The organism is Halorubrum tibetense (genome assembly GCF_042661865.1).
Taxonomy (GTDB): domain Archaea; phylum Halobacteriota; class Halobacteria; order Halobacteriales; family Haloferacaceae; genus Halorubrum; species Halorubrum tibetense.
In genome coordinates, this window is sequence record NZ_JBHSWW010000028.1 from 1 (window position 1) to 18,617 (window position 18,617).

Sequence of the window (18,617 nt, forward strand, 5' to 3'; positions counted from 1 at the left end):
GGCGACGCCGTGAGGCGCGTCCGCGTCGACGACGTTGTCGCCGCCGACGAGCCACGCGAACCCGTTCGGCGCCGCGAACCAGACGGCTTCGAGCCCGCGATCGGCGAGATACGCGTCCAACCGGTCCGCACGCGCGTCGAGATCAACCATACCCGAGAACTCGCTGCGACCCAGTAAAAGCGGTCGATCGCCGATGACGGGACGGGCAAACCGGAACGGGCTGGGCGAGTCGGAGAACGTGTGCCGAATCCCCACGCCGGCCCCCGTTCCGAAAGGTTCAATTACGTCCCCCGGATACGACGAAACGCGTCAGTAAGCCCCGGCGGGTTGGTAGTCTAGCCCGGTTATGACACCTCCTTGACATGGAGGAGGCCGGCGGTTCAAATCCGCCCCAACCCACTTCCTTTCGTCACGTCGAACCCAGTAGGGACCCGTCCCGCGTGCGACGTGTTTTTATCCGTCGCCGTCGGTCTACGACCGAGACGATGCCACGCGAACAGTACCAAGCGAAACTGGAAGGGCTCCGCGAGGACGTACTCTACATGAGCGAGGTCGTCGCGGACCGGCTCCGGACCGCCCTCGACGCGTTGGAACGGCAGGACGGCGAACTCGGCGAGGAGGTCATCACCGGCGACGCCGAAGTCAACGAGCTCTACTTGGAGCTGGAACGGGAGTGTACGGACCTGATCGCGCTTCAGCAGCCGGTCGCGGGCGACCTCCGGTTCATCGCCGCCTCGTTCAAGATCATCACGGATCTCGAGCGAATCGCGGATCTGGCGACCAACCTCGGGCGGTACGCCGGCGAAGCTGAGGAGGAAGTGTTCCCCGACGTCGACGTCCAGCGGATCGGCGATACGACCCTGGAGATGTTGGACGCGGCGATGACCGCCTACGCCGACTCCGACTCGGAGCTGTGTTACGAGGTCGCCGCGATGGACGACGACCTCGACACGGCGTGCGAGGCAGCGAGCGATCTGGTCGTCCGCGACCTGATCGAGGAGGACCGCTTCCGGGACGACGACGACGTCGAAGCCACGATGGAGAACGTCTCCCGCCTGTTGCTCACGGTACGTGACCTCGAGCGAGTGGGTGACCACACCGTCAACATCGCCGCCCGTTCGCTGTACATGATCGAGAACGACGACGAACTGCTGTACTGACGGTCGAGAACGACGACGAACGACCGTGCTGACCCGCGGCGGATCGTCGGATCCGTCGGAAGCCGACGCGTACATACTTCCCCCCGACGACACTCGGCCATGAGCACGTACACGACGACGGTCCCCGTCCGGTTTCGCGACGTCGACGCCATGGGTCACGTGAACAACGCCGTCTACGCCACCTATCTGGAACAGGCTCGAACGGAGTACTTCCGTGACGTCCTCGACGCCGATCTCTCCTCGGTCTCGACGGTGCTCGCGTCGCTGTCGATATCGTTCCGCCGACCGGTTCACCTCGAAGACGACTCGGTCGATGTCGAGATCGACGTCACCGAGATCGGCGAGTCGAGCGTGCCGATGACCTACGAGCTTCGCACGGACGACGGCGTCGTCGCCGAGGCCGAGTCCGTGCAGGTGGCGGTCGACGAGACCGGATCGTCGCGGCCGATGCCCGAGGCGTACCGGACCGCGATCGAGTCGTATCACGGGCTTTAGACGGCCGGGAACGGATCGAAGGGGAGGCGAGCTCGGATGGCCAGCGACCCAGACGAGACGACCCACCGGCAGCGTCCCCGGCGACGACGCCGGGAGCCGTACCTTCTTGCCCGCGGGCGTCGATCGATCGGGTATGTCCATTCGACTGTACGCCCTGGACGGGTGTCCGTGGTGTGAGAAGGTGAGCGACGCCCTCGACGACGCTGAGGTCGAGTACGAGACGACGTGGGTCGACGCCCTCCACTCCGACCGGAACGAGGTAAAACGCGTGAGTGGGCAGCGTGGCGTCCCGGTCATCGTCGACGCGGACCGCGGCGTGACGATGTCGGAGAGCGCGAACATCTTGGAGTACGTCGACCGGACCCTCGCATGACGGTGTACACCGGGCGCGGCGACGAGGGGAAGACCGACCTACGGGACCTGAGTCGCGTGTCGAAGTCCAGCCCGCGGATCGAGGCGTACGGCACGGTCGACGAGGCGAACGCCCTGATAGGGACGGTGCGACCGACGGGGTACGCCGACATCGACGACGTGCTGGAAGCGGTTCAGAACCATCTCCACGTCGTCCAAGCCGACCTCGCGAACCCCGACCCCGATCCCGACGATCCCCGGGTGGAACCGACACACACGACGGAGCTGGAGGAACGTATCGACGCGTTCGACGAGGAGCTCGATCCGCTCCAGTCGTTCGTCCTCCCCGGCGGGGGATCGGCGGGCGCGGCGTTACACCACGCGCGGACGGTCGTCAGGCGGGCGGAACGGCGCGTGGTCAACCTCGCGGGGGCGGAGCCGATCAACGAGTCGGTGATCACGTACCTCAACCGACTGTCGGACCTCCTGTTCACGCTCGGACGGGTCGCGAACGCGCGTGACGGCGAGCCCGAGGAGTCGCCCTCGTACTAACGGAGCTCGGCCGCCACGGCCGCGGAGGAGGAGATCTCCCGCAAAGCATATATCTGTCCTTCGCTAAAGGGCAGATATGAGCAAACACTTCGAGGACGCACGGTACTACTTGGGTCGAGCGGCGGAACACGCGAAAGCGGGGATCAAAGAGGAACTGGAACCGCTTCAGGACCGCGTCTCGAAGCTCGTCGGCGACGAGCCCGAGGAGGAGCCCGAACCCTCCCGGCTCGACAAGCTGCAAGCCGACCTCAAGGAGCTCGAGGAGCGCGCCGAGGGCGAGGCCCGCGAAGCCGTGACGTCGGCGCGCGAACGGATCGAGGCGTACCGGGGTCGGAAAGACGAGAAACCGAGCGAGTAGCGAGCCGACTCGACCGACGAGCCGAGTCGGGTAGCGAGTCGGTCCGCCGAGCGAACCCGGGCCCGTACCGGTCCGAGCCGAGTGATCACGTATCGCCGTCGCTCCCGACGACGCGTTCCTCGGCGGGGACGACAGCGAACGGTACCCCTTCGCGTTCGAACAGGTCCCTGACCCGCCGAACACCTTCTTCGGCGTCGACCTCCCGTGCCCGATAGTGACGGATCGGGTGGCGGATCCAAGAGGGTTCCCAGTGGGCGTACACGTCCGTCGTCGACTCGTCGGGACCGACGAACAGCCCGAGATGGAGCTGGTGGCTGCTCCGGAGCGCGCCCGCCGGGTACCGCGCCCAGCTCGCGACGGTCGTCTCGGGCGGGGCGTCGTACGAACGGTGTTTCAGTGAGGAGACGAGGTTGCGGACGAAGCCGAGCCGGTGGAGCCGCGCCTCGACGTGCGGGTACGGCTCCTGCAGGGTCATGGCGTACTGGTCGGGAGGCGTGTCGCGCTCGGCGTACAGCCCGACGAGCGAGAGGGGGAGGTGGAGTACGCTGGCGACGTGTCGTCTGAAACGTTCGAGCGTGCGGAGCTCGTGGGTCATACGGCCCGTCTCGTCGGGAGAGCACTTGAATCCGGGCGACAAAGCAACCCTTAAGTTCGGACGCGCGGAATCCAGAGCCGTACGGGTCGGTGGTCTAGTCCGGTTATGACGGCTCCTTCACACGGAGCAGGTCGGCGGTTCGAATCCGCCCCGACCCATGAGCGTTTTCGACGAGCGTAGCGAGGAAATGACGCACAATGGGGAGGAAGGATTCGAACCCTGCAAGTCGCGCGCAACGAAGTGAGCACGTCTTGTTTCGGTTCGAATCCGACCCATTGGCTGCGGACGAGTCGTGAACGGGATTTCTCGATAGCGCAGCTGCGAGCGATGGCGAGCGGACCGGTTCGGTGAACGCGCTGGGTTAGCCAGCCGATGGTAGAGACGACGAGGTAGGACCGGTCCGGGCTGTTCCTCCCGCGGATCGACACGGCGCGTGTGAATAACACACAGGGATTTTTGTTCGCGGACGAGCACGGGTGTCGTATGCCATCCGCAGTCGGCAGATCGTCCCGTGATATCGGGACACCCCCCGTTCGTCACCGCGATCGCGCGGAGTGTCGACCGTGGCTCCGGCTCCTTCCTCCACACCGATTGCTGAGGGTGGTTCGACCGTGAACGTCCTTCGGATCCTCGCGAAGCGGGTCGCGATGGGCGTCGTCGTGGCGTGGACCGTACTGACGACGGTGTTCCTGCTGTTCTCGTTGACGGACGACTGGGTGCTCGACGGGCAGGAAGGTCTCCTGCGGTTCGCTCACCGTGACGGGGCACAAGCGGAAGCCGCGGTCGAAGAGATGACACAGCAGTACCTCGCGTCCCGGGGCCTGGACCGACCGATCGCCGAGCAGTATGTCGATTGGATGGGGAACATGGCTACCCTCGACTGGGGGTACTCCCTCTCGACCGGGGAGGCAGTTGCGCCGCTTCTGCTCCGTGCGACCGGGCGGACGCTGGCGTACGTCCTTCCAGCGCTGGTGGTAGCGTTCGGGGCCGGTCTGTCGATCGGACTGTACGCCGCGATGAATCGGGGTAGTTGGACGGGTCGGTTCGGCGTCGGGATCGCGTACCTCCTCTTCGCCGTCCCAGGGTTCTGGGTCGGCGGGATGGTGTTCTCGCTACAGTGGGGCGATCACATCGACCGGATCGATCCCGTGATAGCGTACTCGCCGCTGCTGTACGAGCAGCTCCTTCCGGTGGTTCTCACGGCGACCGTGCTTCTCGGGGGATACGTGAGCTACGCGCGAGCACACTCGCTGGAGTACGTCCCCGCGACGTTCATCACGCTGGTCGAGGCGAAAGGGGCGACACGGGTTCGGGTCGCGAAACACGTCGTCCGGAACGCCGCAATCCCCTTCTTTTCGATGCTGTTTACCGAAGCGGTCGGACTCCTCGTGCTGGCGGTGTTCGTGATCGAGGTGTTGTTTGGGATCGAAGGGTTCGGCCTCCTCCTTCTGGAAGCGGTGAACGCCCGCGACGTCCCGGTGTTACTGGGCGGGACCGTCTTCGTCATCGTGTTCGGCGTGCTCGGCAATATCGTCCAGGACGTCTCGTACGCCGTGTTGGACCCGAAAGTGAATGCAGTCTGACGCACCCGTCGGCGACGGAGAATACCCGCGGTTACGACGGGGTTATAACCGCCGAACGGATATCATGTTGTATGATAACACGAATTTCTGGGGCAGTCGGACGGCCCTCCGGAATCGACCGATCGGGTAGCAACGGTGAACCGGGCAACAGGCTTATTCCCGAACCGGGTCCAGTTACGGACAACCCCCGCGAGGAATCATGAACGAAGTTCAACTCGAAGTGGCGAAAGCGTACCCGAACGACTCGGGGCGCGGTATCGCCCGGCTCGACCCCGACACGCTGTTGCATCTCAAGCTCTCACCCGGCGACATCATCGAGATCGAGGGTGCGGAGACGACTGCCGCAAAGGTGTGGCGTGCGGACCGGCAAGACTGGAACACCGACACGGTCCGCGTCGACGGGTTCACCCGGCAGAACGCCGACGTCGGTATCGGTGAGCGCGTCACCATCCGGAAAGCGGAAGCCGAGAAGGCCGACAAGCTGGTGTTGGCCCCGCCCGAGGAGGCGTCCGTCCAGTTCGGATCGGACGCCGCCGGAATGGTGAAACGACAGATCCTCAAGCGGCCTGTCGTCGAGCGCGACATCGTCCCCGTGATGAGCTCGACGAACCACCCGTTCATGCGCTCGCCGGGCCAAGCGATCCCGTTGATCGCGGTGGAGACGGAGCCCGACGGCGTCTGTCTCATCACGGAGGACACCGAGGTCGAACTGCGCGAGGAGCCGATCTCCGGGTTCGAGAAAACCGGCGGTGGGATCACCTACGAGGACATCGGCGGGCTCAAAAACGAGATCCAGCGGGTTCGCGAGATGGTCGAGCTCCCGATGAAACACCCGCAGATCTTCTCGAAGCTCGGGATCGAACCCCCGCAGGGCGTCCTGTTACACGGCCCCCCGGGGACCGGGAAAACGCTGTTAGCGAAGGCGGTCGCCAACGAGACATCCGCGTCGTTCTTCTCGATCGCGGGCCCGGAGATCATCTCGAAGTACTACGGGGAGTCCGAACAGCAGCTCCGTGAGATCTTCGAGGACGCCAAAGAGGAGAGTCCGAGCATCATCTTCATCGACGAGCTCGACTCGATCGCGCCCAAACGCGAGGACGTCACCGGCGAGGTCGAACGCCGTGTCGTCGCCCAGCTGTTGACGATGATGGACGGGCTGGAAACGCGCGGGCAGGTGATCGTTATCGGCGCGACCAACCGCGTCGACAGCGTCGACCCGGCGCTCCGTCGCCCGGGGCGGTTCGACCGTGAGATCGAGATCGGCGTCCCGGACGAGGTCGGTCGCAAGGAGATCCTCCAGATCCACACCCGCGGGATGCCGCTGTCCGACGACGTGAGCCTCGACCACCTCGCCGACGAGACCCACGGGTTCGTCGGTGCCGACATCGAGAGCCTCACCAAGGAGGCGGCGATGAAAGCGCTTCGACGGTACCTCCCCGAGATCGATCTCGACGAGGAGGACATCCCGCCGAGCCTCATCGACCGCATGATCGTCAAACGCGACGACTTCGGCGGCGCGCTGAACGAGGTCGAGCCGTCGGCGATGCGAGAGGTGCTCGTCGAGCTCCCGAAGATGTCCTGGGAGGACGTCGGCGGGTTGGAGGACGCGAAACAGCAGGTACAGGAGTCCGTCGAGTGGCCGCTTACGTCCCCAGAGAAGTTCGAACGGATGGGCGTGGAAGCGCCGAAAGGCGTCCTGCTGTACGGCCCGCCGGGGACCGGGAAGACGCTGATGGCGAAGGCGGTCGCCAACGAGACGAACGCGAACTTCATCTCGGTTCGCGGCCCCCAGCTCCTCTCGAAGTGGGTCGGCGAGTCGGAGAAGGCGATCCGCCAGACGTTCCGGAAGGCACGGCAGGTGAGCCCGACGATCATCTTCTTCGACGAGCTCGACAGCCTCGCGCCCTCGCGCGGCCAGGAGATGGGTAACAACGTCTCCGAGCGGGTCGTCAATCAGCTGCTCACGGAGCTCGACGGGTTAGAGGAGATGGGCGACGTGATGGTGATCGGCGCGACGAACCGCCCGGACATGATCGATCCCGCGCTGCTCCGGTCGGGACGGTTCGACCGGCTCGTGATGATCGGCCAGCCCGATCAGGAGGGCCGCGAGCGGATCCTGGAGATCCACACGCAGGACACTCCGCTCGCGCCCGACGTCAGCCTACGGGAGGTCGCGGAGATCACGGACGGCTACGTCGGCTCCGACCTCGAGGGGATCGCCCGCGAGGCCGCGATCGAGGCGCTTCGCGACGACGACGAGGCCGAGGACGTGGAGATGAAACACTTCCGTCGGGCGATGGAGTCTGTGCGTCCGACGATCACGGAGGACCTCATGTCCTACTACGAGGACGTCAAACGCGAGTTCAAGGGCGGCGGCCGCGACACGGTTCGCGACGCCGGCGGCCGCGTCGGGTTCCAGTAGCCGATCGACCGCCGCGCTGACCTCGACCGCCGCGCTGACCTCGACCGCCGTTTTTTGTTCGCTTGGCGCGTAGTCAGAAGCAGTATGTCCGAAGAACCCGACCGGGACGTTACCGTCGACGTGGAGGTCGAAGTCGAGGTCGACACGGACGAGCTCGAGATCGAACGGGACGACGCCGAAGAGATCGAGGCGACCTACGAGGCGGGTGGGGTCGAGATCGAGGTCGAAGCGGAGGTAGCGGTCGATCACGGAGGGTCGGAAACCGAAAACGACGGAGACACTGAGTTGGAGGGGGACGAGACTGGGTACGAGGATTACGAGTAGCGTCTCGCCGGAACGCGTTCCGGCCTATCCGCGCCTTTTAACCGAGCCAACGGCCAAGACGTGATATGACTCAGCCACGCGTCCCCGGTGGCGACGACAACACGCTGGAGCTCGCGTGTGGCGAAACCGTCGGTCTCGGCGAGCTCGACCTCGGGATGCGGGAGTTCGACTGTGACTGCGGTGAGACCCACGCCGTCGTGATGGACGTCCACCCCCCGGAGCGGTTCCTCCCGGAGTTCCTCGTCGACGTGCTCCGCGAGGCGATCGAGACGACGAGCGAGGAGATGCCGGAGTTCGACACCCCTCACCTGCTCGGCGTCGTGTTGGAGGAGTTCCCGGAGGCGGTCGTCACACACGACGCTAGCGGCGACGGCGACGTAGGATACGCGATGGTGTGGGTGGCCGACTTCGATTCCCGGCGACTCCACGAGACCATCGTCGAGCTCGTCGTCGAGCTGATGGAACACGCCGTCAGTCACGCCGAGGACGGCGACGCCCTCTCGCGGTTCGAAGCGGAGATGATGCGGTTCGACGTCGAGGAGTTCGTCGACCAGTACCGCGCCGAACGCGACCTCGAAGCCGAGGACCCGTACGCCTGAGTGTAACGATATCAAGCGTTTCAGCCGCTCGGCGTCCGACGGATGTCGGACTCCTGTCTCACTGAATCATATACGTTCGGGGAACGTGTGTAAGACACATGCACACCCACGAGTACGAGCGTATCCGCGGTGTGCTCGCCGAAGCCGACGAGCCGCTGACGGCGCGAGAGATCCTCGCGCTGCTCGATGACGTCGACGAGCCCGACAGTCCACACCGCGTCGCGACCGTGTTGGGCCGCTGGGCGGAGCGCGGCGATATCGAAGTGATCGCGGAGCGGCCGTACCGGTATCGGCTCAACACCTGAGCCGGAAGGTGAGCACGGCGCATAAGCGGACACGCAGCACACGGTGGGTGAAACGACACGCGACGGGCGGCGCGTAGCACATGGTCCGTGACACGACGGTGTAGCGCGTGGTACGTGACTGCATGCCTTGCGAAAATCGCAAAACTGCTGCGAGATTCGTACTCTATCGCCGACCTTATTACGATGAGCGTACTCCGTCGCGGTAATGACCGAGGACCGGACCATTCTGCTCATCGGTAGCGGACCGATCCAGATCGGACAAGCGGCGGAGTTCGACTACTCCGGCGCGCAGGCCTGCCGCGCCCTCCAGGAGGAAGGCGCTCGTGTCGTGCTGGTGAACTCGAACCCGGCGACTATCATGACTGACCCGGACACCGCCGACCGAGTGTACATCGAGCCGATCACCACCGAGGCGATCGCCGAAGTGATCCGGATCGAGGAGCCTGACGGCGTGATCGCCGGGCTGGGTGGACAGACCGGCCTCAACGTCACCGCCGAGCTCGCCGAGGAGGGGATCTTAGAGGAGTACGACGTCGAGGTGATGGGCACGCCGCTAGACACCATCTACGCGACGGAGGACCGCGACCTGTTCCGCCAGCGCATGGAGGCGATCGGGCAGCCGGTTCCGAAGTCGACGACCATCTCGCTGGACGAGGGGGAGTCGGTCACCGAGTTCGATGAGGAGGCGTTCCGCGGACGGGTACAGGAAGCGGTCGACACGGTCGGCGGTCTTCCCGTCATCGCCCGGACGACGTACACCCTCGGTGGCTCCGGCTCCGGCGTCGTCGACGAGTTCGAGGAGCTCGTCGAGCGCGTCCGCAAGGGGCTCCGGCTCTCGCGGAACAGCGAGGTGCTCATCACGGAGTCCATCGCCGGCTGGGTCGAGCTCGAGTACGAGGTGATGCGTGACGCCGACGACTCCTGTATCATCATCTGTAACATGGAGAACATCGACCCGATGGGGATCCACACCGGCGAGTCAACCGTCGTCACTCCCTCGCAGGTGATCCCCGACGACGGTCATCAGGAGATGCGTAACGCCGCGCTCGGCGTGATCCGCGAGCTGGGGATCCAGGGCGGCTGTAACATCCAGTTCGCGTGGCGCGACGACGGCACACCCGGCGGGGAGTACCGCGTCGTCGAGGTGAACCCGCGGGTCTCGCGCTCCTCGGCGCTCGCCTCGAAGGCGACGGGGTACCCCATTGCACGCGTGACGGCGAAGGTCGCGCTCGGCAAGCGCCTCCACGAGATCGACAACGAGATCACCGGTGAGACGACCGCCGCCTTCGAGCCCGCGATCGATTACGTGGTGACGAAGGTGCCGCGCTGGCCCATCGACAAGTTCGACGATGTCGACTTCGAGCTCGGCACGGCGATGAAGTCGACGGGGGAGGCGATGGCCATCGGTCGCACCTTCGAGGAGAGCATGGTGAAAGCGCTCCGCTCCTCGGAGTACGACCCCGCCGTCGACTTCGCGGCGGTGTCCGACGAACAGCTGGAATCGGAGTACCTCGTCCGGCCGAGCCCGGATCGGCCGTACGCGATGTTCGAGGCGTTCGATCGCGGCTACTCCGTCGAGGACGTCGTCGAGCTCACGGATATCCACCGGTGGTACGTCGAGCGCTTCGCCAACGTCGCGAACGCGACCGCGGCGGCGGCGGCGGGCGACTTCACGCCGGCGGCCTCCGTCGGTCGGACGAACGCCGAGATCGCGGCGGTCGCCGGGGGCGGTGGCGTGGACGCGAGCGTGAGCGAGATCGAGGACGCGGTGCCGGACCGCACGTTCAAACAGGTCGACACCTGCGCGGGGGAGTTCGAGGCGTCGACGCCGTACTACTACTCCGCGCGACTCCCCGAGTTCCTCGCGGGTGCCGACACGGCGGGGGCAACGAACGAGGTTCGCGTCGACCGGGACGTCGAGAGCGTCGTGGTCGTCGGCGGCGGCCCGATCCGGATCGGCCAGGGCGTGGAGTTCGACTACTGCGCGGTGCACGCGGTCCGGGCGCTCCGCGAGCTCGGCATCGACGCGCACGTCGTCAACAACAACCCGGAGACGGTCTCCACGGATTACGACACGTCGGACGGGCTCTTCTTCGAGCCCATCTCCGCCGAGGAGATCGCGGACGTGATCGAGACGACCGGCGCGGACGGCGTGATGGTCCAGTTCGGCGGTCAGACCTCGGTCAACGTCGGCGCGCCGCTGGAAGCCGAGATCGAGCGCCGCGGACTCGACTGTTCGATCTTGGGGACGAGCGTCGAGGCGATGGACCTCGCGGAGGACCGCGATCGGTTCAACGTCCTGATGGACGAGATCGGCGTCGCCCAGCCGGAGGGTGGCACGGCGACGAGCCGAGAGGAAGCGCTCGATATGGCCCACCGGATCGGCTATCCCGTCCTCGTTCGTCCCTCCTACGTGCTCGGCGGTCGTGCGATGCGCGTCGTCGAGGACGATGAGGAGCTCGAACGCTACATCGAGGAGGCGGTCCGGGTCGCCCCGGACAAGCCGATCCTCGTCGATCAGTTCCTCTCCGATGCCGTCGAGCTCGACGTGGACGCGGTGGCCGACGGTGAGGACGTCCTGATCGGCGGCGTGATGGAGCACGTCGAGAGCGCGGGCGTCCACTCCGGTGACTCCGCATGTATGATCCCGCCGCGTTCGCTCGACGACGCGACGCTCTCGCGGGTCCGCGAGGCGACGGAGGATATCGCTCGGGCGCTCGACACGCAAGGGTTGTTGAACGTCCAGCTCGCCGTGACCGGCGTCCATGACCCCGACGCGGACGCCGAGGTGTACGTGCTGGAGGCGAACCCGCGGTCCTCGCGGACGGTCCCGTTCGTCTCGAAGGCGACCGGCGTACCGATCGCCAAGCTCGCGGCGAAGGTCATGACGGATGACCTCTCGCTCGCGGACCTCGATGTCGACGAGCGGATCCCCAAACACCGAAGCGTGAAGGAGGTCGTGTTACCGTTCGACCGGCTGCCCGGATCGGACCCCCGCCTCGGCCCGGAGATGAAGTCCACCGGCGAGGTAATGGGAACGGCGCGGTCGTTCGGGAAGGCGTACGACAAGGCGCAGGACTCGACCGGCAAACCGATCCCTGAGTCCGGGACGGCGGTCGTCGACCTCTCGGCCGAGGAGTTCCCGGATCCCGGGACCGAGGCGGGCGAAGCGCTGGTCGACGGGTTCGCCGAACACTTCGAGCTGTCGACGGCGACCGACCTCGTCGAGGCGGCGAAACGCGGCGAGATCGACCTCATCGTCTCGCGCCAGCGCGACCTGCTGGAAGTGGCCGTCGAGGAGGAGATCACCTACTTCTCGACGCACGCCAGCGCGAAGGCGGCGCTCGAGGCGATCGACCACGCCGGCGACGACCTCGACGTGATGGCGGTCTCGGACCGGCCACAGCGCGTAGCCGACTGGGGGAAGTAACGCCTCTCGACGCCGTCGAGGAACCACAGGCGCCGACTCCGCCGGTTACGACGCCATCCCACGCGACCGTTCGACCCGGAACACAACGTTTAGCGGGGTTCCCGACACACCCCCGAGTATGCGATTCTTCGAGCGGCTCGCGGCCCGGATCGATCGGACGGACAGCGTCGTCTCCGTCGGGCTCGACCCGGACCCGAGCCGGATCCCCGAGTTCCTTGCGGACGCCGACCTGCCGCGGTGGGCGTTCAACCGCCGGATCATCGACGCGACCCACGAGCACGCTGCCTGCTACAAGCCGAACGCTGCCTTCTATGAGGACCCCGACGGCTGGCGGGCGCTGCGGGAGACCGCGGCGTATGCCGCCGGGAAGGACGTCCCCGTCCTGTTGGACGCCAAGCGAGCCGACATCGGTAACACGACCCGGCAGTACGCCGAGGTCCTCGACTGGGTGGACGCGATCACCGTGAACCCGTACATGGGGCGTGACTCCCTCCAACCGTTCCTCGACCGCGAGGGGAAGGGCGTGTTCGTGCTCTGTCGGACCTCCAACCCCGGTGGAAGCGATCTCCAAGACCTCGAGCTCGGCTCCGGAGAGCCGCTGTACGAGCGGGTCGCGGCGCTCGCGGACGTCTGGAACGCCGACGGCGACGTGGGGGTCGTCGTGGGCGCGACGACGCCCGAGGAGCTGCGTGACGTCCGCGAGATCGTCCCCGAGGTCCCCTTCCTGGTGCCGGGTGTCGGCGCACAGGGCGGGGACGCGGAGGCGGCGGTCGAGCACGGTCTCGCGGCGTATCCGTACGGCGACGCCGACGTGGACGTCGGGTTGGTGAACTCCTCACGCGGGATCGTCTTCGCCGGCGAGGAGTCGTCGCGCCCGGGCGAGGAGGAGACGTACTTCGGTGCCGCCGGCGACGCGGCGAAGCGGCTGAAGCGACGGCTGAACCGCTACCGGTAACCGTCGGTTGGATCGCTACCGGTAACCGTCGGTTAGATCGCTACCGGTAACCGTCGGTTGGATCGCTACCGGCGATGGTCGGTCGAGTTGTCCGGGTCGGTCCCTCCGCCCCCATCGAGGCCGCGGGCGCACGGGGAACAGGCCCCGACGGCGTCGTTCCAGTGCTCGGGACACGCCTGTCGGCCGCAGGTCCGGCAGGTGTGGTCGGCGCGGGCGGTCTCACACACCTGGCAGATCCCGGTCAGACTCATGACGCGTTCTCGACCCGGGCGGATTATAAGCGTCCGGGCGGAGGGGTTCGTATGCGCCAGTTCGTCGTCGTCGGTCACGACGTTCCGACCGACCCGGACGCGGTCTCGTTGTCGGATCTCCCCGGTGCGGGCCGGCTCGACCTCCTCTGTCGGTGCGTCGCGACCGGCGTCTTCCTCTCACACGGGATCCGCGAGGACGCTCGTGTCCACCTGGTCTGTGCCGACGAAGTGACGGTCACCTTCGACGCCGCCCGGCTCCGCCACCTCCATCCGGACGAGCGGAACGTCGCCGCCCGGATCCGCGACGCGCTCGCCGCGCGCGACGAGGCGATCGGCCACATGCCTGCGGACGTCTCCCCTGGCGTGGAGCTGCGGCGAATGGGGCTGTCCGCCACGCTCGACCGACTCGCCGACACGGGGGCGCTCGTTCACCTCCACGAGGACGGGGATCCCCTCGTCGAGGCCGAACCCCCGTCGGATCCGGTGTTCGTCCTCTCGGATCACAACGACTTCACCGACGCGGAGTCGTCGCTGCTCGCCGACGCGGCCGACCGCCGGGTCCGGGTCGGCCCGAAGCGCCTCCACGCCGACCACACCGTCTCCGTCGTCCACAACTGGCTCGACACGGACGGCTACACGTCGTACTGAGCCATGGGTGACGCCGACGACGACCGGGTGACGAGCCGCGAGCCCGGGCGTGACGACCGCTACCGCGTCCCCCTTCGCGGGGTCGACGTGGACCCCGAGACGCGGTGTGCCCACTGGGCGTCGCCGGTCGACGTGGTCGCCCTCCGGTTCGGCTGCTGTGAGACGTACTACCCCTGTGCGTCGTGTCACGACGCCGTGGCCGGTCACGAGGCGGAGCCGTGGCCCCGCGACCGGTTCGACGAGCCGGCGGTCCTGTGTGGGGTCTGTCGCGAAACGCTAACCGCTCGGGAGTATCTCGACGGCGACGACGCCTGTCCGCACTGCGGGGCCGCGTTCAACCCCGGCTGTCGTCGACACCGCGATCGGTACTTCGAGTGAGGGCGGCGCCGTCGGTGGGGACGGTCGCCCCCGTTTTCGGAAGGATTAAAAGAACGAACGGCCTTCCTTCAGATGCGGGCCGGTGGGGTAGCTTGGTATCCTTCGGCCTTCGGGTGGCCGTAACCACGATTCAAATTCGTGCCGGCCCACTTCTCCCGCATTTCGCAACGACGAGCGAGAGCGACGGGTCTGAGTGTCGTGTTCTGATCGCCGTCGACGAGGCAGACGACTTCGCGAACTTCCGCGAGACGGCGACGAAGAGGAACTCGCTCGTCGACCGGCTGAAGGCGATCGAGTTGCCCGACGTCGACGACGTGGCCGACGACTTGGAAAGCTATCCGGAGACGAAGAAGCGCGCCGAGGAGATCGGCGCGAAGATCGAGATTGCCGAGGAGGCGGTGGGGGAGTAGTCGTCGAACGCGAACGAACGAAGCGAGTTCGCGCTTTTCCGTCGAGAGTTTTCCGTGAGCGGTCGCGAGCACAGCGAGCGACCCGATTCGGAAAACAGTCGGAGTGAGGCGACGGGAGAGTAGACGAGCACCGACACACGGAGAACCGAGTGTACGCTCCGCTACTGGTCGTCAGGCTTGGTCCCCTCACGGAGGTTCTCTCGGTACTCTTGGTACGCCGCTGCCCGTTCGCGTTTCTCTTCATCAGTCAGGACATCGTGTTTCTCTTCGTCGTAGAAGGGGAGTTCCTCCACGGGTGGCACGTTCATCACCACCCCCAAGTTCGTGATCTGGGGAGAATAGTTCTCGATGACCCATTCCTCGCTGTGTTTCTCGACGGCTTTGCGGATGAAGGGCGCGACCTCCGGATATTCTTCTTCTAGCTCGTCACTCATAAATACTGAAACACGACGCTCCCGGAAGATAGTTACCCCGACGCCGACCCCGCCGACCGGAAGACGTATTCCCGCTATCACTCTATGGTCGACAAATGCACAGCGATCGGGAGTACGCCGCCGACCTGGCCGGCGCGATAGACATCGACCGGTACGCGACGCTCGTCGGGTCGGTCGGCGACCAGCTCAACGGCCGGAAGGACCGGTTCGACAAGTCCGACCTCATCGAGCGGTGTCTGGAGGTGTACACGGACGGCCGACTGAAGTGGGTCGACGACGAGGGCCGCGACTTCGTCGACACGGAGTACGGCTACGACATCGAGTTCAAATACGAGACGGACATGCTGTTCACGCCCGCCCGAGGCAACGAACGCGACCCGAACCCCCGGCTGTACAACAGCCTCGGGAGCGGCAACCAGGAGGCGCTCCCGAACCCCGCCGACTTCTACCTGCTCGGCCAGGCCGACGCCATCGGCCTCCTCTCGTATGCGGTGTTCGAGGACGAGGACAAGCGCTCGCGGCTCAAACCCGACGACGATGCCGTGATCGGCGACGTGTACGCTGAGGACATCACGTTCGTCTTCCGGCCCGAGGACGTGGGCGAGTTCGACACGGTGGACGTGAACTACAAGGAGCGGAAGATGGCGATGCAGATGGAGCTGATCGAGTCGATCTGAGGCCGTGAGACGGGCGGTCCGCGTCGCGGCCACCGGCGTGCCGTCACGTATAAATCCCCGCCACTGCTGGCGTGTGACATGGACGACGACCGGGCCTTCACGTACAACGGCGGCGCGGTCGCCCCCGGCGAGACACAGAACATCAGGTACGGGATCAGCGAGACGTATCTCGGCGACCCCGTCCGGATCCCCGTGACGATCGTCAACGGCGAGCGCGACGGCCCGACCGTCTTCCTCACCGCGGCGTCCCACGGCGACGAGCTCAACGGGATCGAAGTGGTCCGCGAAGTCGCCCACGAGTGGGACCTCTCAGCGCTGGCCGGCACGCTCGTGTGTCTCCCCGTGCTCAACGTTCCCGGGTTCCTCGCTCAACAGCGGTACCTCCCGGTGTACGACAGGGACCTGAACCGCTCGTTCCCGGGGAAACCGGGGTCGACGAGCTCGAACCGGATGGCTCACCGGATCTACGCGAACTTCATCGAGCCGTGTGATCTCGGGCTCGACTTCCACACCTCCACCCGCGGGCGGACGAACATGCTCCACGTCCGCGGCGACATGACGGACGAGGGGGTCCACCGGCTCGCGATGGCGTTCGGGTCGAGCGTCGTCATCGACAGCGAGGGACCGAGCGGCACCCTCAGGGGCGAGGCGACCGCCGACAGGATCCCGACGATAACCATCGAGATGGGGGAGGCACACCGGTTCCAGCGCGGCCTCATCGACGACGCGCTGGCGGGAGTCCGCTCCGTGTTCGCCGAGTACGGCTTACTGGAGACGGAGTCGGTCCGCTGGCCCGGGTGGCGGACGATCGTCGCCGGGTCGAGCGAGAAGACGTGGCTGCGGGCGGACGCAGGGGGGATCGTCGACACTCACTTCGAGAGCGGCTCACTGGTCCGCGACGGGGACCGGATCGCGACGATCACCAACCCGTTCAAGGAGGACGCGATCGGCGTGAAAGCCCCGTTCACCGGGCTGCTCATCGGCGTCTTGGAGAACCCGGTCGTCTACCCCGGCAATCCGCTGTGTCACCTCGTGCGCGTCGACGAGTCGACCCAGCGAGCGATCGAAGCACAGGGGTCCCGTCGCTCGGGCTCGTGGTCGGGGAGGAGTAGCCGACCCACTGACGCCGAGTGATCGCGAATCGAAAACGATCGGTATTAGCGGCTGGGGCGTAAATAGCGGGTACGTGATGATCCGAACTACTAGCGGACGCGCGGGGGATCTGTAGTGAATCCGAATCGGGTCGACTTCCTCGTCGACGTGACGTACGGGCTGTTGATATTCGTCTCTATCGTTCTGTTTGCAGTCGTCGGGAGCGAGGTCGGTGGCGCGTTCGGGCTGGGCGTACTGGTGTCGTACGTCGTCCACGTGACGTGGAAGATGGCACGGTTCGATCCGGAGTGGATGACCGAGGAGGTCACCGAGAACGTCGAGGAGACCCTCCGGACTGAGGTCGAAGAGGTGATCGACCGGCTCGAAGCGGTGAACGAGCGGGTCGATCGTCGGCCGCGCGCCGAGGAAGTCGAGGAGGCCGTCGACGAGAGCGTCGGCAAGGTGTCCGAGGAGGTCGAGGAGACGGTCGAAGAGAAGGTCGGCCAAGTGACGAAAGACGTCGAGGAGACCGTCGAGCAGGTGTCGGAGAACGTCGAGCGCACGGTCGAGGAGACGGTCGACGAGACTGTCAAGGAAACCGTCGACGAGACTGTCAAGGAAACCGTCGACGAAACAGTCGGGGAAACCGTCGAAGAGACCGTCAAAGAGACCGTCGACGAAACAGTCGGGGAGACGGTCAAGAAAACCGTCGAAGAGACTGTCGACGAAACGGTCGAAGAAACGGTCGAGGAAACGGTTGAAGAGACAGTTGAGGATACGGTCGAGGAAACGGTTGAAGAGACAGTTGAGGATACGGTCGAGGAGACTGTTGAGAAGACTGTCGAGGAGACAGTTGACGAAACCGTCGAAGAACAGTTAGACGAGGTCGTCGGTGAGGGCTCGGACGACGACAGCGACGACGACACGGACGACTCGGACGAGACCGGAAAGTAGCCAACCGGCCCTCCCGGGCCGGGAGCGGGGTCAGTCAAAGGAGGGCGGCGGGAGCGGAGTCAGTCAAAGGAGGGCGGCGGGAGCGGCTCGCGGTTGCCGTCGCCTGCACAGTCGTGTTCGAACAGTCTCGAAGCGGACCGGTCACGGGCGGCGGGCTCGTCGATCGTCTCCCGCGTTATTTCCTCGGTGACGCGGTACATTTCGATACGAGTGAGCGTCGCGCCCGCCTCGGTCCGATACGTCGCACAGGTGTGTTCCGCGAGTCGCCCCGCGAGGCGCTCCGACACCTCGCCGTCATCGAACAGCGACACCATGTAGAACCGCTCGCGGTACGTCGCGTGCTGCCGCTGGAGTTCGTCGTGGGGGCGCTCGTAGGAGAGCGCCCGGTCGGAGTACGCGTCGACGAGGGTTCCGTCGGCGGCCCGTGCGGGGAACACGTAGTAGCGGTCCGTCGTCCTGGGGACCGGCGCGAATATCGACCAGTCGGTCTGGAACTCGACGAGCGCGGCGGTCCCGCTTTCGACTTCGGAGCGGGGCGTGTCGTCGTCGAGAACGCCCGCGGCGGAGAGCCCACCGGCGACGACGAGAACCCCGACGACGCAGGCGAACGCGGCGACGACGGGCGCTTGCGGCGCGAGCGGATC

The 18,617-nt window shown here is 66.0% G+C and carries 21 protein-coding genes, 3 tRNA genes and 2 pseudogenes; 21 read left to right on the forward strand and 5 right to left on the reverse strand.

The genetic code is table 11. The features are described 5' to 3' along the window. Positions 1-150: pseudogene (locus ACFQEU_RS03675) on the reverse strand (M24 family metallopeptidase); the annotation flags it as partial. A gap of 174 nt (positions 151-324) precedes the next feature. Between ACFQEU_RS03675 and ACFQEU_RS03680 the strand changes: the two are divergent. The 6 genes from ACFQEU_RS03680 to ACFQEU_RS03705 all read left to right on the forward strand — a co-directional run bounded on the left by ACFQEU_RS03680 (position 325) and on the right by ACFQEU_RS03705 (position 2,916). Continuing rightward, positions 325-399, forward strand: a tRNA-Val gene (locus ACFQEU_RS03680). 86 nt (positions 400-485) lie between these two features. Beyond that, a complete protein-coding gene (gene phoU / locus ACFQEU_RS03685) occupies positions 486-1,160 on the forward strand; it encodes a phosphate signaling complex protein PhoU (protein ID WP_379779393.1) in 675 nt (224 codons plus the stop codon). Positions 1,161-1,259: 99 nt separating this feature from the next. Beyond that, a complete protein-coding gene (locus tag ACFQEU_RS03690; RefSeq protein ID WP_379779395.1) occupies positions 1,260-1,655 on the forward strand; it encodes an acyl-CoA thioesterase in 396 nt (131 codons plus the stop codon). A gap of 133 nt (positions 1,656-1,788) precedes the next feature. Then, the gene (locus ACFQEU_RS03695) at positions 1,789-2,028 is read left to right on the forward strand and encodes a glutaredoxin family protein (RefSeq protein ID WP_379779397.1); all 240 of its coding nucleotides are present in this window, start codon (positions 1,789-1,791) and stop codon (positions 2,026-2,028) included. Beyond that, complete coding sequence (locus ACFQEU_RS03700; RefSeq protein WP_379779399.1) at positions 2,025-2,558, forward strand: cob(I)yrinic acid a,c-diamide adenosyltransferase; 534 nt, start codon at positions 2,025-2,027, stop codon at positions 2,556-2,558. Before ACFQEU_RS03695 ends, ACFQEU_RS03700 begins: the two co-directional genes overlap by 4 nt. Before the next feature lie 76 nt (positions 2,559-2,634). Then, complete coding sequence (locus tag ACFQEU_RS03705; RefSeq protein ID WP_379779401.1) at positions 2,635-2,916, forward strand: DUF7553 family protein; 282 nt, start codon at positions 2,635-2,637, stop codon at positions 2,914-2,916. Positions 2,917-3,001: 85 nt separating this feature from the next. Here the strand turns inward: ACFQEU_RS03705 and ACFQEU_RS03710 are convergent, their stop codons facing one another. Beyond that, on the reverse strand, positions 3,002-3,511 hold the full coding sequence (locus ACFQEU_RS03710; RefSeq protein ID WP_379779403.1) for a hypothetical protein: 510 nt from the start codon (positions 3,509-3,511) through the stop codon (positions 3,002-3,004). An 83-nt stretch (positions 3,512-3,594) separates the two neighbouring features. Between ACFQEU_RS03710 and ACFQEU_RS03715 the strand changes: the two genes are divergently transcribed. From ACFQEU_RS03715 to pyrF, 8 genes are all read left to right on the forward strand, one after another. Next, positions 3,595-3,669 (forward strand) — tRNA-Val (locus ACFQEU_RS03715). Between the two features lie 453 nt (positions 3,670-4,122). After that, a complete protein-coding gene (locus tag ACFQEU_RS03720) occupies positions 4,123-5,094 on the forward strand; it encodes an ABC transporter permease (protein ID WP_379779405.1) in 972 nt (323 codons plus the stop codon). 199 nt (positions 5,095-5,293) lie between these two features. Beyond that, a complete protein-coding gene (locus ACFQEU_RS03725) occupies positions 5,294-7,516 on the forward strand; it encodes a CDC48 family AAA ATPase (protein WP_379779407.1) in 2,223 nt (740 codons plus the stop codon). 84 nt (positions 7,517-7,600) lie between these two features. Next, a complete protein-coding gene (locus tag ACFQEU_RS03730; protein ID WP_379779409.1) occupies positions 7,601-7,840 on the forward strand; it encodes a hypothetical protein in 240 nt (79 codons plus the stop codon). Positions 7,841-7,905: 65 nt separating this feature from the next. Continuing rightward, positions 7,906-8,439, forward strand: coding sequence for a DUF5815 family protein (locus ACFQEU_RS03735; RefSeq protein ID WP_379779411.1), 534 nt, complete (start codon positions 7,906-7,908; stop codon positions 8,437-8,439). Positions 8,440-8,537: 98 nt separating this feature from the next. Beyond that, a complete protein-coding gene (locus ACFQEU_RS03740; protein ID WP_379779413.1) occupies positions 8,538-8,744 on the forward strand; it encodes a hypothetical protein in 207 nt (68 codons plus the stop codon). A 205-nt stretch (positions 8,745-8,949) separates the two neighbouring features. Continuing rightward, positions 8,950-12,174 carry a carbamoyl-phosphate synthase large subunit gene (gene carB / locus ACFQEU_RS03745; protein WP_379779415.1) on the forward strand — a complete coding sequence of 1,075 codons (3,225 nt, stop codon included), beginning with the start codon at positions 8,950-8,952 and terminating at the stop codon, positions 12,172-12,174. A gap of 118 nt (positions 12,175-12,292) precedes the next feature. After that, entirely contained in the window at positions 12,293-13,129 is an 837-nt protein-coding gene (pyrF, locus tag ACFQEU_RS03750) for an orotidine-5'-phosphate decarboxylase (RefSeq protein WP_379779417.1), read from the forward strand. A 65-nt stretch (positions 13,130-13,194) separates the two neighbouring features. Here the strand turns inward: pyrF and ACFQEU_RS03755 are convergent, their stop codons facing one another. Next, complete coding sequence (locus tag ACFQEU_RS03755) at positions 13,195-13,380, reverse strand: hypothetical protein (protein WP_379779419.1); 186 nt, start codon at positions 13,378-13,380, stop codon at positions 13,195-13,197. 51 nt (positions 13,381-13,431) lie between these two features. Here ACFQEU_RS03755 and trmY point away from each other — a divergent pair, with 51 nt between their 5' ends. The 4 genes from trmY (at position 13,432) to ACFQEU_RS03775 (ending at position 14,816) form a co-directional block, all read left to right on the forward strand. Beyond that, the gene (trmY, locus tag ACFQEU_RS03760) at positions 13,432-14,028 is read left to right on the forward strand and encodes a tRNA (pseudouridine(54)-N(1))-methyltransferase TrmY (RefSeq protein WP_379779421.1); all 597 of its coding nucleotides are present in this window, start codon (positions 13,432-13,434) and stop codon (positions 14,026-14,028) included. Positions 14,029-14,031: 3 nt separating this feature from the next. Continuing rightward, positions 14,032-14,406 (forward strand): CHY zinc finger protein, encoded by a 375-nt coding sequence (locus ACFQEU_RS03765; protein ID WP_379779423.1) that lies wholly within the window; start codon positions 14,032-14,034, stop codon positions 14,404-14,406. 76 nt (positions 14,407-14,482) lie between these two features. Further along, positions 14,483-14,555 (forward strand) — tRNA-Pro (locus ACFQEU_RS03770). Then, the gene (locus ACFQEU_RS03775; RefSeq protein WP_379779425.1) at positions 14,520-14,816 is read left to right on the forward strand and encodes a hypothetical protein; all 297 of its coding nucleotides are present in this window, start codon (positions 14,520-14,522) and stop codon (positions 14,814-14,816) included. Before ACFQEU_RS03770 ends, ACFQEU_RS03775 begins: the two co-directional genes overlap by 36 nt. Before the next feature lie 161 nt (positions 14,817-14,977). Here the strand turns inward: ACFQEU_RS03775 and ACFQEU_RS03780 are convergent, their stop codons facing one another. Beyond that, positions 14,978-15,250, reverse strand: a complete 273-nt coding sequence (locus tag ACFQEU_RS03780; protein WP_379779427.1) for a DUF8110 family protein — start codon at positions 15,248-15,250, stop codon at positions 14,978-14,980. A gap of 95 nt (positions 15,251-15,345) precedes the next feature. Between ACFQEU_RS03780 and ACFQEU_RS03785 the strand changes: the two genes are divergently transcribed. The 3 genes from ACFQEU_RS03785 to ACFQEU_RS03795 all read left to right on the forward strand — a co-directional run bounded on the left by ACFQEU_RS03785 (position 15,346) and on the right by ACFQEU_RS03795 (position 17,973). Continuing rightward, positions 15,346-15,927, forward strand: a complete 582-nt coding sequence (locus ACFQEU_RS03785) for a hypothetical protein (RefSeq protein WP_379779429.1) — start codon at positions 15,346-15,348, stop codon at positions 15,925-15,927. Positions 15,928-16,005: 78 nt separating this feature from the next. Beyond that, positions 16,006-17,061 carry a succinylglutamate desuccinylase/aspartoacylase family protein gene (locus tag ACFQEU_RS03790; RefSeq protein ID WP_379779431.1) on the forward strand — a complete coding sequence of 352 codons (1,056 nt, stop codon included), beginning with the start codon at positions 16,006-16,008 and terminating at the stop codon, positions 17,059-17,061. Between the two features lie 93 nt (positions 17,062-17,154). Next, complete coding sequence (locus ACFQEU_RS03795; protein WP_379779433.1) at positions 17,155-17,973, forward strand: hypothetical protein; 819 nt, start codon at positions 17,155-17,157, stop codon at positions 17,971-17,973. A 59-nt stretch (positions 17,974-18,032) separates the two neighbouring features. Here ACFQEU_RS03795 and ACFQEU_RS03800 read toward each other — a convergent pair. Then, a pseudogene (locus ACFQEU_RS03800) lies at positions 18,033-18,617 on the reverse strand (HTTM domain-containing protein); the annotation flags it as partial.